Origin of the sequence: Streptacidiphilus jeojiense, from assembly GCF_000719095.1 — a bacterium.
In the GTDB taxonomy this organism is placed as follows: Bacteria; Actinomycetota; Actinomycetes; order Streptomycetales; family Streptomycetaceae; genus Streptacidiphilus; species Streptacidiphilus jeojiensis.
The window spans coordinates 38486-54994 of sequence record NZ_JOEH01000002.1; the positions used below are offsets into that span (position 1 = coordinate 38486).

The 16509-nt window shown below is 70.7% G+C and carries 14 protein-coding genes; 12 read left to right on the forward strand and 2 right to left on the reverse strand.

Annotated elements, in window-relative coordinates; all coding sequences use genetic code 11:
- Positions 1 to 45: 45 nt before the first annotated feature.
- The 9 genes from IF29_RS0102195 to IF29_RS0102235 all read left to right on the forward strand — a co-directional run bounded on the left by IF29_RS0102195 (position 46) and on the right by IF29_RS0102235 (position 10043).
- Entirely contained in the window at positions 46 to 807 is a 762-nt protein-coding gene (locus IF29_RS0102195) for a YebC/PmpR family DNA-binding transcriptional regulator (RefSeq protein WP_030248725.1), read from the forward strand.
- Between the two features lie 162 nt (positions 808 to 969).
- Entirely contained in the window at positions 970 to 1500 is a 531-nt protein-coding gene (gene ruvC, locus IF29_RS0102200) for a crossover junction endodeoxyribonuclease RuvC (RefSeq protein ID WP_030248727.1), read from the forward strand.
- A complete protein-coding gene (ruvA, locus tag IF29_RS0102205) occupies positions 1497 to 2114 on the forward strand; it encodes a Holliday junction branch migration protein RuvA (RefSeq protein WP_030248729.1) in 618 nt (205 codons plus the stop codon). Before ruvC ends, ruvA begins: the two co-directional genes overlap by 4 nt.
- Before the next feature lie 11 nt (positions 2115 to 2125).
- A complete protein-coding gene (ruvB, locus tag IF29_RS0102210) occupies positions 2126 to 3199 on the forward strand; it encodes a Holliday junction branch migration DNA helicase RuvB (RefSeq protein ID WP_030248730.1) in 1074 nt (357 codons plus the stop codon).
- Between the two features lie 173 nt (positions 3200 to 3372).
- Positions 3373 to 3816, forward strand: a complete 444-nt coding sequence (gene yajC / locus IF29_RS0102215) for a preprotein translocase subunit YajC (protein WP_030248732.1) — start codon at positions 3373 to 3375, stop codon at positions 3814 to 3816.
- A 197-nt stretch (positions 3817 to 4013) separates the two neighbouring features.
- Positions 4014 to 5756 (forward strand): protein translocase subunit SecD, encoded by a 1743-nt coding sequence (gene secD, locus IF29_RS0102220; protein ID WP_232241989.1) that lies wholly within the window; start codon positions 4014 to 4016, stop codon positions 5754 to 5756.
- A 4-nt stretch (positions 5757 to 5760) separates the two neighbouring features.
- Positions 5761 to 6921 carry a protein translocase subunit SecF gene (gene secF, locus IF29_RS0102225; RefSeq protein WP_030248736.1) on the forward strand — a complete coding sequence of 387 codons (1161 nt, stop codon included), beginning with the start codon at positions 5761 to 5763 and terminating at the stop codon, positions 6919 to 6921.
- 6 nt (positions 6922 to 6927) lie between these two features.
- The gene (locus tag IF29_RS0102230) at positions 6928 to 7473 is read left to right on the forward strand and encodes an adenine phosphoribosyltransferase (RefSeq protein WP_030248738.1); all 546 of its coding nucleotides are present in this window, start codon (positions 6928 to 6930) and stop codon (positions 7471 to 7473) included.
- Positions 7474 to 7631: 158 nt separating this feature from the next.
- Positions 7632 to 10043 (forward strand): RelA/SpoT family protein, encoded by a 2412-nt coding sequence (locus tag IF29_RS0102235; RefSeq protein WP_380523722.1) that lies wholly within the window; start codon positions 7632 to 7634, stop codon positions 10041 to 10043.
- Positions 10044 to 10231: 188 nt separating this feature from the next.
- On the opposite strand, the gene IF29_RS0102240 is transcribed toward IF29_RS0102235, so the two are convergent.
- Together IF29_RS0102240 and IF29_RS0102245 are read right to left on the reverse strand one after the other, a co-directional pair.
- Entirely contained in the window at positions 10232 to 11461 is a 1230-nt protein-coding gene (locus IF29_RS0102240) for a DUF349 domain-containing protein (protein WP_030248742.1), read from the reverse strand.
- 181 nt (positions 11462 to 11642) lie between these two features.
- Positions 11643 to 12521, reverse strand: a complete 879-nt coding sequence (locus IF29_RS0102245; protein WP_232241990.1) for a peptidylprolyl isomerase — start codon at positions 12519 to 12521, stop codon at positions 11643 to 11645.
- 217 nt (positions 12522 to 12738) lie between these two features.
- On the opposite strand from IF29_RS0102245, the gene IF29_RS0102250 reads away from it, so the two are divergent.
- Genes IF29_RS0102250 through aspS form a run of 3 tightly spaced genes read left to right on the forward strand, consistent with a single transcriptional unit; the run spans position 12739 to position 16491 of the window.
- Positions 12739 to 13449 carry an MBL fold metallo-hydrolase gene (locus IF29_RS0102250; protein ID WP_030248745.1) on the forward strand — a complete coding sequence of 237 codons (711 nt, stop codon included), beginning with the start codon at positions 12739 to 12741 and terminating at the stop codon, positions 13447 to 13449.
- A 13-nt stretch (positions 13450 to 13462) separates the two neighbouring features.
- Positions 13463 to 14728, forward strand: a complete 1266-nt coding sequence (hisS, locus tag IF29_RS0102255) for a histidine--tRNA ligase (protein WP_030248747.1) — start codon at positions 13463 to 13465, stop codon at positions 14726 to 14728.
- Positions 14725 to 16491: an aspartate--tRNA ligase gene (aspS, locus tag IF29_RS0102260; protein ID WP_030248749.1), complete on the forward strand. Its 1767-nt coding sequence runs from the start codon at positions 14725 to 14727 to the stop codon at positions 16489 to 16491. The genes hisS and aspS overlap by 4 nt, the downstream gene beginning before the upstream one ends.
- The last annotated feature ends 18 nt before the right edge of the window (positions 16492 to 16509 follow it).

Here is a 16509-nt window from a genome sequence, read left to right on the forward strand (position 1 = left end):
TCGTCTGTTGTTCGTTTCTCTGGTGTTGTCTTAAGGAGCTACTCGATGTCCGGCCACTCCAAGTGGGCTACCACCAAGCACAAGAAGGCCGCCATCGACGCGAAGCGCGGCAAGCTCTTCGCGAAGATGATCAAGAACATCGAGGTGGCGGCCCGCACCGGCGGCGGTGACCCGGCCGGCAACCCCACGCTCTACGACGCCATCCAGAAGGCCAAGAAGAGCTCGGTGCCGATCGACAACATCAACCGCGCCGTCAAGCGCGGCTCGGGCGCCGAGGCCGGCGGGGCCGACTACTCCACCATCATGTACGAGGGCTACGGCCCCAACGGCGTCGCCGTGCTGATCGAGTGCCTCACCGACAACCGCAACCGCGCCGCCTCCGACGTGCGCGTGGCGATGACCCGCAACGGCGGCTCGATGGCCGACCCGGGCTCGGTGTCGTACATGTTCAACCGCAAGGGCGTCGTGGTGGTCCCCAAGGGCGACAAGCTCGACGAGGACACCGTGATGGAGGCCGTGCTCGACGCCGGCGCCGAGGAGGTCAACGACCTCGGTGACACCTTCGAGGTGCTCAGCGAGGCCACCGACATGGTCGCGGTGCGCACTGCGCTGCAGGACGCCGGCATCGACTACGACTCGGCCGACGCCAACTTCGTCCCCAGCGTCCAGGTCGAGCTGGACGCCGACGGCGCCCGCAAGATCTTCAAGCTGATCGACGCCCTGGAGGACAGCGACGACGTGCAGAACGTCTTCGCCAACTTCGACCTCTCCGCCGAGGTCGTCGCCGAGCTCGACGAGGACGAGTAGTCCTACCGGAAGCTGCCTCCGCCGCCCGGCGCCCACTGCGGGTAGCCGGGCGGCGTCTTGTCTGCGCTGCCTTGTCTGCGCGGGCATGTCCGGGGCTGTTGTGTCGGTGGCAACCGATAGCCTCACCAGGCAACCATCCGTTCGAGGCGAAGGGCGACAACCGTGCGCGTGCTCGGCGTGGATCCGGGGCTGACCCGCTGCGGCGTCGGCGTGGTGGACGGCGCGCCCGGACGTCCGCTGCGCATGGTCGCCTGCGGGGTGGTCCGCACCCCGGCCGAGCTGGACGTGGCGCACCGGCTGCTGCAGATCGAGGAGGGGCTGGAGCTCTGGTTCGACCGGCACCAGCCCGAACTGGTCGCGGTGGAGCGGGTGTTCGCCCAGCACAACGTCCGCACCGTGATGGGCACCGCGCAGGCCAGCGCGGTGGCGATGCTCTGCGCCACCCGCCGCGGCATCCCGGTCACCCTGCACACCCCCAGCGAGGTCAAGGCCGCCATCAGCGGCAACGGCCGCGCCGACAAGGCCCAGGTCGGGGCCATGGTCACCCGGCTGCTGCGACTGGACGCGCCGCCCAAGCCGGCCGACGCCGCGGACGCCCTGGCCCTGGCCATCTGCCACATCTGGCGCGGAGCCGCCACCGACCGCATCGCCGCCGCCGTCGCGGCCGCCCGTCCCAAGGAGTACCGCCGATGATCGCCTTCGTCAGTGGACCGGTGGCCGCCCTCGGCCCGGCCTCGGCCGTCATCGAGGTCGGCGGCGTGGGCATGCTGGTCCAGTGCGCCCCCTCGGTGCTGGCCGGGCTGAAGGTCGGCGAGCCCGGCCGGCTGGCCACCTCACTGGTGGTCCGCGAGGACTCGCTCACCCTCTACGGCTTCGCCGACGACGACGAGCGCACCACCTTCGAGCTGCTGCAGACCGCCAGCGGCATCGGCCCCAAGGTCGCCCAGGCCATGCTCGCGGTGCACCGTCCGGACGCGCTGCGGATCGCGGTCCAGCGCGGCGACGCCAAGACCCTCACCGCCGTCCCGGGGATCGGGCCCAAGGGCGCGCAGAAGCTGCTGATCGAGCTCAAGGACAAGCTGGGCGCGCCCACCGGCGCGGTGCCGGCCCAGCAGCACGCCGTGCTCTCCTCCGGCCCCGCCCCCTGGCAGGACCAGCTGCACGCCGCCCTGGTCGGGCTGGGGTTCGCCCCGCGTGAGGCCGAGGACGCGGTCGCGGCGGTCACCCCCGAGGCCGAGGCCCAGGAGCGGACCGACGTCTCCGCCCTGCTCCGCAGCGCGCTCCGTACCCGCAACCGCACCCGCTGAGGAGCAGCTCGATGAGCCCCTACGACGAGACCACCTCGGCCGTCTCCTCCTCCGCCGACGGCGAGGACCGTGCCGTCGAGGCCGCGCTGCGCCCCAAGGACCTGGGCGAGTTCATCGGCCAGGAGCGGGTCCGCGAGCAGCTGTCGCTGGTGCTCCAGGCGGCCCGGCACCGTGCGGCCACCCCGGACCACGTGCTGCTCAGCGGCCCTCCCGGGCTGGGCAAGACCACCCTGTCGATGATCATCGCGGCGGAGATGAACGCCCCGATCCGGATCACCTCGGGCCCGGCCATCCAGCACGCCGGCGACCTCGCCGCGATCCTCTCCTCGCTGACCGAGGGCGAGGTGCTGTTCCTGGACGAGATCCACCGGATGTCCCGTCCGGCCGAGGAGATGCTCTACATGGCGATGGAGGACTTCCGGGTCGACGTGATCGTCGGCAAGGGCCCCGGCGCCACCGCCATCCCGCTGGAACTGCCGCCGTTCACCCTGGTCGGCGCCACCACCAGGGCCGGGCTGCTGCCCCCGCCGCTGCGCGACCGCTTCGGCTTCACCGGCCACATGGAGTTCTACGCCCCGGTCGAACTGGAGCGGGTGATCCACCGCTCGGCCCGCCTGCTCGACGTCCGGATCGACACCGCCGGCGCGGCGGAGATCGCCGGGCGCTCCCGGGGCACGCCCCGGATCGCCAACCGGCTGCTGCGCCGGGTCCGGGACTTCGCGCAGGTCAGGCATGACGGCGAGGTCACCAGGGAGATCGCCGCCGCCGCCCTCGGGGTGTACGAGGTGGACGAGCGCGGGCTGGACCGGCTGGACCGCGCGGTGCTGCAGGCGCTGCTGAAGCTCTTCGGCGGTGGCCCGGTGGGCCTGTCCACGCTGGCCGTCGCGGTGGGGGAGGAGAGCGAGACGGTGGAGGAGGTCGCCGAGCCGTTCCTGGTGCGCGAGGGCCTGCTGGCCCGTACCCCCAGGGGCCGGATCGCCACCGCCGCCGCCTGGCAGCACCTGGGTCTCACGCCACCGCCCGCCCCGCCGCACACCTCCCTCCCGGCCCAGCAGGACCTCTTCGGCGACGCCGCTGAGGGCTGACTCACAGCGAAGAAGGCCCTGCTACTCGCTTTCGTCGGAACCGGGATGACATGCTTGACGTTGTCCCTCCAAGGCGGGTCGCCTAGACTCCGCCGTTGCCGCTCCCTTTCGGACGGCCCGCCACCGAAAAGACCGGCCGCTTCCCTTGCGGCCTCGCAAAGGACCTGTCAGCCGTGAATTCCTCTTTCCTCGTCATCATCGTCGTCATGATGGGCGCGATGTACCTGATGACCCGCTCTGCCAAGAAGAAGCAGGCGCAGGCCGCGGAGATGCGCAACAAGATGGAGCCCGGTTCCGGTATCCGCACCATCGGCGGTATGTACGCCCTGGTGAAGGCCGTGAACGAGGACTCCGTCGAGCTTGAGGTCGCCCCCGGCGTCCACGCCATCTACGCCAAGAACGCCATCGCCGTCGTGATGGACGGAGCGGAGTACAACCGCATCGTCCACGGCGACGAGGTCGAGGACGAGGCCGAGGAGATCGAGGACGACGCGCAGACGGTCGTCGCCGACGAGGCCCCGGTCGAGCTGGACAAGGCGCCTTCGCTGGAGAAGGCCGATGCCGGGGTGGAGGATGACGCAGAGCCCGCCGCTGACAAGGGCGTAGCCGCCAAGTAGCCTGCCCCATACGGCAGACACGCCGGGGCCACCCAACCCCGGACGGCCCCAACGGACCGCTGCGTCGTGGCCGCGCCATCCCCTGTCCGCCGGACCCCCGGCGGTGACGGCGCGACCCACCCACGGCATGGACAGAGAGAAACGAGAAGGTGGCATCACCCAAATCCCGTCCCCGTGACGGATACCCGGGGCGCGCGATGGGCCTGATCCTGGCGGTCGCGGTGGCCCTGGTGGCCATCATGTTCGCCACCGGGAACACGACCCCCCGCCTCGGCGTCGACCTTGCAGGTGGCACCACCGTCACGCTCAAGGCGGTCGCGCCCAAGAACAACCCCGGCGCTGTCAACAGCACCAGCATGAACGAGGCCGTCTCGATCCTGCAGCAGCGCGTCAACGGGATGGGCGTCTCCGAAGCCACCGTGCAGACCGAGGGCAGCGACACGATCGTGGTGACGATCCCCAAGGGGAACAACACCCAGCAGATCGAGAACGAGGTCGGTACGACCGCGAAGCTGTACTTCCGTCCGGTCCTCGCCGAGGCCCCGTCGGGTGTCACCGTCACCTCCTCGGCCAGTGCCAGCGCCAGTGCCTCGGGAACCGCCTCCGCCTCCGCCTCGGCGAGCACCCAGGCCAACGCCCCCTCGGGCTCGGCCTCAGCTTCCCCGTCCGCGACCAAGACGCAGGGCGACGCGGTCACCGGTGACCTCACCAAGGCCACGGCGACGGCCAGTGCCAGTGCCACGGCCAAGGCGAGCACCACTCCCGCCGCCACGGGCACCGCCGCCGCAGCAGCAGCCGCATCGAGTTCCGCAGCCGCTGCCGCCTCGCTCACCACCGGCACCGTCCCGGCCGACCTGACGACGCAGTTCGCCAACCTGGACTGCTCCAAGGCCGCCCAGCGGGTGGACCACCAGACCGACACCACCAAGGACGCGGTGGCCTGCTCCTCGGACGCCAGCGCCGGCTACTACATCAAGTACGCCCTGGGTCCGGTGGCCGTCCCCGGCACCGACATCAGCAGCGCCTCGGCCGGCATCAGCACCCAGAACGGCGGCTGGCAGGTCAACCTGAACTTCACCAGCAGCGGTGGCTCGAAGTTCACCACGGTCACCACCGCGCTGGCCAAGAACACCACCCCGGCGAACCAGTTCGCGATCGTCCTGGACGGCAAGGTGCAGTCCGCCCCCTCGGTCTCCTCGGCGATCACCGGCGGCCAGGCGCAGATCACCGGCAGCTTCACCCAGGAGGAGGCGACCAGCCTCGCCAACGTGCTGAGCTACGGCGCGCTCCCGCTGGACTTCAGCAAGCAGGACGTGACCACCGTCTCGCCCGAGCTCGGCAGCAGCCAGCTCACCGCGGGCCTGGTCTCCGGCGCCATCGGTCTGGCACTGGTGATCCTCTACTCGCTGCTCTACTACCGCGGCCTCGGCCTGGTGGCCATCGCCGGTCTGGCGGTCTCCGCCGTGCTGACCTACGCGATCATGTGCCTGCTCGGAGCGACGATCGGGTTCGCGCTGAACCTGCCGGCGGTCTGCGGCGCCATCGTGGCCATCGGTATCACCGCGGACTCCTTCGTCGTCTACTTCGAGAGAATCCGCGACGAACTGCGGCACGGCTCCTCGCTGCGCCCCGCCGTCCAGCGGGCCTGGCCCAAGGCCCGGCGCACCATCCTGGTCGCCGACTTCGTGTCCTTCCTGGCTGCCGCGGTGCTGTACTTCTTCACCGTGGGCAAGGTCCAGGGCTTCGCGTTCACCCTGGGTCTGACCACCCTGCTCGACGTCGTGGTGATCTTCCTGTTCACCAAGCCGCTGATCACCCTGCTGGCCCGCCGGAAGTTCTTCGCCGAGGGCCATCCCATGTCCGGGCTCGACCCCAAGCGGCTGGGCGTGAGGCCCCCGCTGCGCGGCGGCCGCCGTCCCGCCGAGACCAAGGAGGCCTGACCAGATGTCCCGCTTCGGCAACATCGGCCACCGGCTCTTCACCGGCGAACTCAGCTTCGACTTCGTCGGTCGGCGCAAGCTCTGGGTCGCCCTCTCCGGGGTGATCGTGCTCGCGGCGATCCTCGGCCTCAGCCTGCGCGGCCTGAATCTCGGCATCGAGTTCAAGGGCGGCGAGATCTACACGATCTCCAAGCCCGGGGTCACCGTCAGCCAGGCCCAGGACGTCGCCAACAAGATCACCGGCGACAACTCCTCGGTGGTGCAGTCCTCCTCCAGCAGTTCCGGCAAGCAGATCACCATCCAGATCAGCGCCGCCGAGAACGTCACCACGGAGAAGGCGATCACCGAGATCACCTCCCAGCTGGGCGTCCCGGCCAACCAGGTCAGCACCCAGATGATCGGTGCCAGCTGGGGCCAGGACATCAGCAAGAAGGCCCTGTACGGGATCATCGCCTTCATGGTGCTGGTGACGCTCTACCTCGCCGTCGCCTTCGAGTGGCGGCTCGCGGTGGGCGCCCTGGTCGCGCTGCTGCACGACATGGTGATCACCGTCGGCGTCTACGCGCTGCTGGGCTTCACCGTCACCTCGGGCACGGTGATCGGCTTCCTGACCGTCCTCGGCTACTCGCTCTACGACACCGTCGTGGTGTTCGACGGCCTCAAGGACGCCACCAAGAAGCTGGGCACCCAGTCCAGGCTGAACTACAGCGACGCCGCCAACCAGTCGCTGAACAGCACCCTGGTGCGGTCCATCAACACCACCATCCTGGCGCTGCTGCCGGTCGCGGCACTGCTGTTCATCGGCGGCGGCCTGCTCGGCGCCGGCACCCTGAACGACATCTCGCTGGCGCTGTTCGTCGGCCTGAGCGCCGGTGCCTACTCCTCGATCTGCGTCGCCACCCCGATGGTGGCCTGGCTCAAGGAGAAGCAGCCGGAGAACATCGCGCTGGCCAAGAAGGTCAGGCAGCGCCGGGCCGCCGAGGCCAAGGCCGCGGCGGAGGGCGTGGTCCTGGACCAGGCCGACCGCGCGGGCCAGGACGACGAGGCCGCCGAGGGCAACGTCCCGGTCAGCAGCGGCAGCGGCGCCGGCGGCAGCACGGGTCCCCGGCGCCAGCCGGTCAACCGCAGCCGCAACGACCGCCGGGCCCCCGGCAAGAGGAAGTAGCACCACATGAGCACCGACGACCTGGCCGCACTGCTGGCCTCCCGGATCCGCGACGTCCCGGACTACCCCAAGCCCGGAGTGGTCTTCAAGGACATCGCGCCGCTGCTGGACGACGCGGTGGCCTTCGCCGCCCTGGTCGACCACCTGGCGGCACGGGCCAAGGCCCTGGGCGCGACCAAGGTCGTCGGCCTCGAGGCGCGCGGCTTCATCCTGGCGGCCCCGGCCGCCTACGCCGCGGGCGCGGGCTTCGTCCCGGTCCGCAAGGAGGGCAAGCTGCCCGGCCCCTGCTTCAGCCAGGCCTACGACCTGGAGTACGGCTCGGCGGTGATAGAGGTCCAGTGCGACGCCTTCGTCCCCGGTGAGCGGGTGCTGGTGGTCGACGACGTGCTGGCCACCGGCGGCACCGTCGAGGCCTCGCTGGACCTGGTCCGCCGGGCCGGGGCGGAGCTGGCCGGAGTGGCGGTGCTGATGGAGCTCGGCTTCCTCGGCGGCCGTGAGCGCCTGCAGCCCCACCTGGGCGAAGCCCCCCTGGAAGCGATCATCGCGCTGTAGCAGGCGGTCTGCGCGCAGGGGTACGGGGCGTCGCGCCCCGAAAGGCCGGAGTACAGCAGGACCGACGCGGGCGGGTCACCGGAACAAACGGTGGCCCGCCCGCGCTCGGTACCATGAGGAGTCCCCGCCACTGAACGCGTGGGGCCCACGCTCGAGGAGTGCACTTGCCGGAAGAGGTCGTGCCCACCACTGCCAGCGCGCAGGACGGTGCCCCCGCCACCACTCCAGCCGTCCGGGAGACGACGAAGGAGGGGCCGCAGGCACTGCGCCCCGCCACGCCTTCCCCGAGCCGCGTACGGGCCCGTCTGGCCCGTCTCGGCGGGCAGCGCAGCAGCGCCTTCAACCCGGTCCTGGAGCCGCTCTTCCGGATCGTGCGCGGCAACGACCCCAAGGCCGACCTGGTCACCCTGGAGCGCGCCTACCAGATCGCCGAGCGCTGGCACCGCGGCCAGAAGCGCAAGAGCGGCGACCCGTACATCACCCACCCGCTCGCCGTCGCCACCATCCTGGCCGAGCTGGGCATGGACACCCCGACCCTGATGGCCGGGCTGCTGCACGACACCGTCGAGGACACCGACTACGGCCTGGAGACGCTGCGCCGCGACTTCGGCGACACCGTGGCCATGCTGGTCGACGGCGTCACCAAGCTGGACAAGGTCAAGTTCGGCGAGGCCGCCCAGGCCGAGACGGTCCGCAAGATGGTCGTCGCCATGGCCAAGGACCCGCGTGTCCTGGTCATCAAGCTGGCCGACCGGCTGCACAACATGCGCACCATGCGCTACCTCAAGCGGGAGAAGCAGGAGAAGAAGGCCCGCGAGACCCTGGAGATCTACGCCCCGCTGGCGCACCGGCTGGGCATGAACACCATCAAGTGGGAGCTGGAGGACCTCGCCTTCGCGATCCTCTACCCCAAGATGTACGACGAGATCGTCCGGCTGGTCGCCGAACGCGCCCCCAAGCGCGACGAGTACCTGACCACCGTCACCGACCAGGTCGTCGGCGACTTCAGGGCGGCCAGGATCAAGGCCACGGTCACCGGACGCCCCAAGCACTACTACAGCGTCTACCAGAAGATGATCGTGCGCGGCCGCGACTTCGCCGAGATCTACGACCTGGTGGGCATCCGGGTCCTGGTCGACTCGGTCCGCGACTGCTACGCGGCGCTGGGCACCATCCACGCGCGGTGGAACCCGGTGCCGGGGCGGTTCAAGGACTACATCGCCATGCCCAAGTTCAACATGTACCAGTCGCTGCACACCACGGTGATCGGCCCCGGCGGCAAGCCGGTCGAGCTGCAGATCCGCACCTTCGACATGCACCGCCGCGCCGAGTACGGCATCGCCGCGCACTGGAAGTACAAGCAGCAGGCCGTCGCCGGCGCCTCCAAGGTGCGCACCGACACCCCCACCGGCAAGGGCGCCAAGGCCGACACCGTCAACGAGATGGCCTGGCTGCGGCAGCTGCTGGACTGGCAGAAGGAGACCGAGGACCCCAGCGAGTTCCTGGAGTCGCTGCGCTTCGACCTGTCCAACAACGAGGTCTTCGTCTTCACGCCCAAGGGCGACGTGATAGCGCTGCCCGCCGGGGCCACCCCGGTGGACTTCGCCTACGCCGTGCACACCGAGGTCGGTCACCGCACCATAGGCGCACGCGTCAACGGCCGGCTGGTGCCGCTGGAGTCCACCCTGGACAACGGCGACCTGGTCGAGGTCTTCACCTCCAAGGCCGCCAACGCCGCGCCGTCGCGCGACTGGCTGGGCTTCGTCAAGTCGCCCCGGGCCCGCAACAAGATCCGCGCCTGGTTCTCCAAGGAGCGCCGCGAGGAGGCGATCGAGCAGGGCAAGGAGGCCATCACCCGGGCCATGCGCAAGCAGGGCCTGCCGCTGCAGCGGATCCTCACCGGCGACTCGCTGGTCACCCTGGCGCACGAGATGCGCTACCCGGACATCTCCTCGCTCTACGCCGCGATCGGCGAGGGCCATGTCTCCGCGCAGACCATCGTGCAGAAGCTGGTCCAGGCCCTGGGCGGGGAGGAGGGCGCGACCGAGGACATCGCCGAGACCACGACGCCGTCGCCGAGCACCGGCCGCCGCAGTCGCCGCAGCGCGGCCGACCCGGGTGTGGTCGTCAAGGGCGTCGCCGACGTCTGGGTCAAGCTCTCCCGCTGCTGCACGCCCGTTCCCGGCGACCCCATCGTCGGCTTCGTGACCCGCGGCAACGGCGTCTCGGTGCACCGCGCGGACTGTGTCAACGTGGACGCGCTGGCGCAGCAGCAGGAGCGCATGGTCGAGGTGGAGTGGGCGCCGACCCAGTCCTCGGTCTTCCTGGTCGCGATCCAGGTCGAGGCACTGGACCGGTCCCGGCTGCTCTCGGACGTCACCCGGGTCCTCTCGGACCAGCACGTGAACATCCTGTCGGCGGCGGTCCAGACCTCCCGCGACCGGGTCGCCATGAGCCGCTTCACCTTCGAGATGGGCGACCCCAAACACCTCGGCCACGTGCTCAAGGCCGTCCGCGGCGTCGAAGGCGTGTACGACGTCTACCGGGTTACCTCGGCAAGGTCGCGTTAGCGCGAAAGGTGCGGGTCGTGGTGGGCTTGTCGCGCAGTTCCCCGCGCCCCTAGGGGGCTGCAACCGGGCCAGTTGCAAGCGTCCAGGGGCGCGGGGAACTGCGCGACAAGCCATGCACCTCGGTGCACCCTCGTTGAGACAGTTCCCCGCGCCCCTGGGGTAGTGCAACCGGGCCGCGTGCCGGAAGGCTAGCCGCCGAACTCCTGGAGGCCCTTGCGGGCCTGGTCCAGCAGTTCCTGGCGGCCGGCCAGCTCCTTCTCGAGCTTGGCCACCCGGGAGGAGTCGTTGCGGGCTTGGGCGGCGGCGATCTGCTGCTGCAGCTTGTCGACGGCCGCCTGCAGCAGACCCGTCATGCCCTCGGCACGAGCCCTCGCCTCGGGGTTGCTGCGCTGCCACTCGGCCTCCTCGGCCTCGCGGATCGCGCGCTCCACCGTGTGCAGCCGCCCCTCCAGCTTCGGCCGGGCGTCGCGCGGCACATGGCCGATCTCCTCCCACCGCTCGGCCACCGACCGGTAGGTCGCCTTGGCCGCCTTGAGGTCGCCCACCGGCAGCAGCGTCTCGGCCTCGACCACCAGCGCCTCCTTGAGCACGAGATTCTCGCGCTCGCCGGCGTCGCGCTCGTCGAACACCGCCGACCTGGCCTGGAAGAAGACGTCCTGCGCGCCCCGGAACCGGGCCCACAGCTCGTCCTCGGCCTCGCGCTGGGCGCGCCCCGCCGCCTTCCACTCGGTCATCAGCTCGCGGTAGCGGGCCGCCGTCGCTCCCCAGTCGGTCGAGGACGACAGCGACTCGGCCTCCTTGGCCAGCTTCTCCTTGGCCTGGCGGGCCTCGTCCCGCTGCTGGTCCAGCGTCGCGAAGTGGGCCTTGCGGCGCTTGGAGAACGTCGAGCGGGCGTGCGAGAAGCGGTGCCAGAGCTCGTCGTCCGACTTGCGGTCCAGCCGCGGCAGGCCCTTCCAGGTGTCCACCAGCGCGCGCAGCCGGTCCCCGGCGTCGCGCCACTGCGTCGACTCCGCCAGCTGCTCCGCCTCGGCGACCAGCGCGTCCTTGGCGGTCCTGGCCTCCTCCTGGGCCTTGGCCCGAGCCGCCTTGCGCTCCTCGCGGCGGCTGTCCACCTCGCCCACCAGCGCCTGCAGGCGCTTGGCGAGGGCCTCCAGGTCGCCGACCGCATGCCCCTCGGCCACCTGCGCCTGCAGGTGCTCGATGGCGGTCATGGCGTCCTTGGTCGCCAGGTCCGTGGTCCGGACCCGGCGCTCCAGCAGACCGATCTCGACGGCGATGCCCTCGTACTTCCGGGTGAAGTAGGCGAGAGCCTCGTCGGGGGAGCCTGCCTGCCACGAACCGACGACGCGTTCGCCATCGGCCGTCCGCACGTAGACGGTCCCCTCGTCGTCGACACGGCCCCACGGGTCGCTGGTCACAGCGCCTCCTCCATATGGTGACCCTTCGCCCTGGGGGAGGGCCACCGTCCACAGTTCATTGCCCGGCCGGCCCATCAACCAACAGTCCGCCGCCGGGACCACGCACCCTACAAGACGCCAACATAGGCGACCGGCACCGGTGCTGTCCGTATCCCGGCGGCGAAAACTGTCCCGCGCGCCGTCAGCTCTTCTTGGTCGTCACGGTGTTCATCGTGACGGTCTGCAGCGGGTTGCCGTCACCGGTGCCGTTGGCGTTGTTGGTGCCCGCCGCGGCGATCTTCTGGAGGGTGCTCAGGCCCCCGGTGATGGTCCCGAACGGGGTGTAGCTCGCGGACAGCGTGCTGTCCTTGTAGACCAGGAAGAACTGGCTGCCGTTGGTGTTGGCGCCGGAGTTCGCCATCGCCACGGTGCCGGCCGGGTAGGTGCCGCCCTTGATCGAGGAGGCGGTCAGGTTCTCGTCCTTGAACTTGTAGCCGGGGCCGCCGGAGCCGGTGCCGGTCGGGTCGCCGCACTGCAGCACGTAGATCCCGGCGGTGGTCAGCCGGTGGCAGGTGACGTGGTCGAAGAAGTGCTGACTCGCCAGGTAGACGAAGGAGTTGACGGTGTGCGGCGCGGCCGCGGCGTCCAGCTTGATGGTGATCGGGCCGCAGTTGGTGCTGATCGTGGCGGTGTAGGTCGACTTGGTGTCGATGGTCAGGGCCGGCTCGGTCTTCCACTGCTTGGTGGTCGCCTTGCCCGCGGCCGGGGTGGTGCAGCCGGCGACATGGGCGGAACCGGCCGCCGCTGCGGTCGCACTCGCGCTGGCCGTCGCGGTCGCCGAGGCCTTCGCGGTCACGGCCTTCTTGGGCTTGTCGCCCGCCCCGGTCGCCGCCCAGGCGCCGCCCGCGATCCCGGCCACCGCGAGCACCGACACGCCCACGATCGCGCTGTTCCTGCGGGTCTTCTTCACCGACGCCCGACGCCGCGCCACCTGGCGTTCGTACTTGAGCCGCTCCAGCTCCCGCCGCCGCTTCTCCTTGTCCTTGGGCAGGGGCTTGCTTGGCCTGTCGTTGGGTGCCACCGACCGTCACTCCTTCGCGTCCGCCGCAGCCCGTGCGGGGGATCTTCGTACCCGTTGGCCGCTCAGTGTAGGGATGGAATCTGTAAACGTGGTGTCAGGTCCCTACAAGCTGTTCCCGAGGGCCCGCGGCGAACAACGGGTTCGCGATCGTCCCTGCCCCGCCGGTAGGCTGCGCACAGACTTCTACCGTGCTCAGCCAGGACAAACAAGGACTCACGTGTTCATCGCCGGTTTCCCCGCAGGGGCCTGGGGCACCAACTGCTACCTGGTCGCCCCCGCGGCCGGCGAGGAGTGCGTGATCGTCGACCCGGGGCACCAGGCCACCGCCGGGGTCGAGGAGGCCGTCCGCGAGCACGGGCTCAAGCCGGTCGCGGTGGTGCTCACGCACGGACACATCGACCACGTCGCCTCGGTGATGCCCATCTGCGGCGCACGCGGCATCCCGGCCTGGATCCACCCGGAGGACCGCTACATGCTGGCCGACCCGGAGCGGGCCCTCGGCCGCTCCTTCGGCGCGCAGCTGATGGGCGAGCTGACCGTCGGCGAGCCGGACGACCTGCGGATCCTGGAGGACGGCAGTGTGCTGGAGCTCGCCGGGCTGCGGCTCACCGTCGACCACGCCCCGGGCCATACCGGGGGGTCGGTGACCTTCAGGACCCCCGCCGCTCCGGAGCTGCCTCCGGTGCTGTTCTCGGGTGACCTGCTGTTCGCCGGCTCGGTAGGACGTACCGATCTCCCCGGAGGCGACCACGACGCCCTCCTGGAGTCGCTGGCCCGCGTGTGCCTGCCGCTCCAGGACGAGACCGTGGTGCTCTCCGGACACGGCCCCCAGACCACCATCGGCCGCGAGCGCGCGAGCAACCCCTACCTGCTCCAGGTAGCGGGCGCGGACGCCGCCGAGCCCGGCGCAGCGCGCCGGGGCATCTGATTCGAGACGAGACGTGAGCAGCTCTTTCCAGGCCCCGAAGGGCACCTACGACATCCTGCCCGCCGAGGCCGCCACGGTGCTGGCGGTGCGTGAGGCGCTCGCGGCGCCGCTGCGCCGGGCCGGCTACGGCTACATCGAGACCCCGGTCTTCGAGGACATCAACCTCTTCTCGCGCGGCGTCGGCGAGTCCACCGACATCGTCAGCAAGGAGATGTTCACCCTCACCACGCTGGGGGGCGACAACCTGGCGCTGCGCCCCGAGGGCACCGCCTCGGTGCTGCGGGCCACCCTGGAGGCCAACCTGCACCGGGTCGGCAACCTGCCGGTGAAGCTCTGGTACTCCGGCTCCCAGTATCGCTACGAGAAGCCGCAGAAGGGCCGCTACCGCCAGTTCTGGCAGGTCGGCGCCGAGGCCATCGGCGCGGAGGACCCGGCGCTGGACGCCGAGCTGATCATCCTGGCCTTCGACGCCTACCGCTCGCTGGGCCTGCGCGACTTCCGGATCCTGCTGAACAGCCTCGGCGACAAGCAGTGCCGGCCGGTCTACCGCGCCGCCCTGCAGGAGTTCCTGCGCGGGCTCGACCTGGACGCCGACACGGTCCGCCGGGCCGAGATCAACCCGCTGCGGGTGCTCGACGACAAGCGGCCCGAGGTGCAGAAGCAGCTGGTCGGCGCGCCGATGCTGGTCGACTACCTGTGCGAGGACTGCAAGGCCTACCACGAGCAGGTCCGGGCGGTCCTCACCGACGCCGGCGTCGCCTTCGAGGACGACACCAAGCTGGTCCGCGGGCTCGACTACTACACCCGCACTACCTTCGAGTTCGTCCACGACGGCCTGGGCTCGCAGTCCGCGGTCGGCGGCGGCGGGCGCTACGACGGGCTGTCCGAGATGATCGGCGGACCGGCGCTGCCCTCCGTGGGCTGGGCGCTGGGCGTGGACCGCACCGTGCTCGCGCTGGAGGTCGAGGGCATCGAACTGCCGGGCGCCGCGGCCTCCGACGTCTTCGCCGTGCCGCTCGGCGAGCAGGCCCGTACGGTCCTGTTCCGGACCGTCACCGAGCTGCGCCGGGCCGGCGTCAGCGCGGACATCGTCTTCGGCGGCAAGGGGCTCAAGGCCGCGATGAAGGCCGCCGACCGCTCCGGCGCGCGCTACGCGCTGGTCGCCGGGGACCGTGATCTCGCCGACGATCTGGTACAGCTCAAGGACCTCACCACCGGTGACCAGACCCCGGTCGCCCTGGACGCTCTCGTCACCACCCTCAAGGAGAAGCTCTCGTGATCCGCAGCCATGAAGCCGGCACGCTCCGCCCGGAGCACGCCGGCACCACCGTGACCCTCGCAGGCTGGGTCGCCCGCCGCCGCGACCACGGCGGTGTCGCCTTCATCGATCTGCGTGACGCCTCCGGCACCGTCCAGGTCGTGGTCCGCGACCTGGAGGCGGTGTCCGAGCTGCGCTCCGAGTGGTGCGTCAAGGTCGTCGGCGACGTCCGGATCCGCCCCGAGGGCAACGCCAACACCGAGATCCCGACCGGCGAGGTCGAGGTCGTGGTCAGCGAGTTGACGGTGCTCTCCGAGGCCGCCCCGCTGCCGTTCCAGGTCGCCGAGTACGAGCCCGGTTCGGTCAACGAGGAGGTGCGGCTCCGCTACCGCTACCTCGACCTGCGCCGCGAGGGCCCGGCCAAGGCGCTGCGGCTGCGCTCGCGCGCCACGCACCTGATCCGAACGGTGATGGAGGAGAACGGCTACCTCGACATCGAGACGCCGTACCTGACCCGCTCCACCCCCGAGGGCGCCCGCGACTTCCTGGTCCCGGTCCGGCTGCAGCCCGGCCACTGGTACGCCCTGCCGCAGTCGCCGCAGCTGTTCAAGCAGCTGCTGATGGTGGCCGGGATGGAGCGGTACTACCAGATCGCCCGCTGCTTCCGGGACGAGGACTTCCGCGCGGACCGCCAGCCGGAGTTCACCCAGCTCGACGTCGAGGCCTCGTTCGTGGACCAGGAGGACATCCTGGAGCTGGGCGAGAAGCTGGTCACCCGGATCTGGAGCGAGGTGCACGGCTACGACGTGCCCACCCCGCTGCCCCGGCTGACCTACGCGGAGGCGATGTCCCGCTACGGCTCGGACAAGCCCGACGTCCGCTTCGGCAACGAGCTGACCGACCTGACCGAGTACTTCGCCGGCACCGAGTTCCGTGTCTTCCAGGCCCCCTACGTGGGCGCCGTGGTGATGCCCGGCGGCGCCTCGCAGCCGCGCAAGCAGCTGGACGCCTGGCAGGACTGGGCCAAGGCCCGCGGCGCCCGCGGCCTGGCCTACGTGCTGGTGGACGAGGACGGCTCGCTGCGCGGCCCGGTCGCCAAGAACCTCTCCGAGGCGCACCTGGCCGGGCTGGCCGAGGCGGCCGGTGCCAAGCCCGGCGACGCGGTGTTCTTCGCCGCGGGCAAGCGCACCGCCTCGCAGGAGCTGCTGGGCGCCGCACGGCTGGAGATCGGCCGCCGCTGCGAGCTGATCGACGAGTCGGCGTGGGCCTTCCTCTGGGTGGTCGACTTCCCGATGTTCGAGCCGATCGAGGACGACAAGGGCGAGTTCCAGGGCTGGCACGCGGTGCACCACCCCTTCACCGCGCCCACCGCCGAGTCCCTGGACACCTTCGACAAGGACCCCGGCAACGCCCTCTCCAACGCCTACGACCTGGTGCTCAACGGCAGCGAGATCGGCGGCGGCTCGATCCGTATCCACCAGAAGGATGTGCAGAAGCGCGCCTTCGACGCGATCGGCCTGAGCGAGGAGGAGGCCCAGTCCCAGTTCGGCTTCCTGCTCAACGCCTTCGACTTCGGCCCCCCGCCGCACGGTGGCATCGCCCTCGGCCTGGACCGCCTGGTCGCCCTGCTGGGCGGCTACGACACCATCCGCGACGTGATGGCCTTCCCGAAGACCAGCACCGGCGGCGACCCGCTCACCGGCGCCCCGACCCCGATCACCGCGCAGCAGCGCAAGGAAGCGGGCGTCGACGCCAAGCCCAAGAGCGAGCAGCCGGAGGCCTGACGGCTACGACGCCAGTGC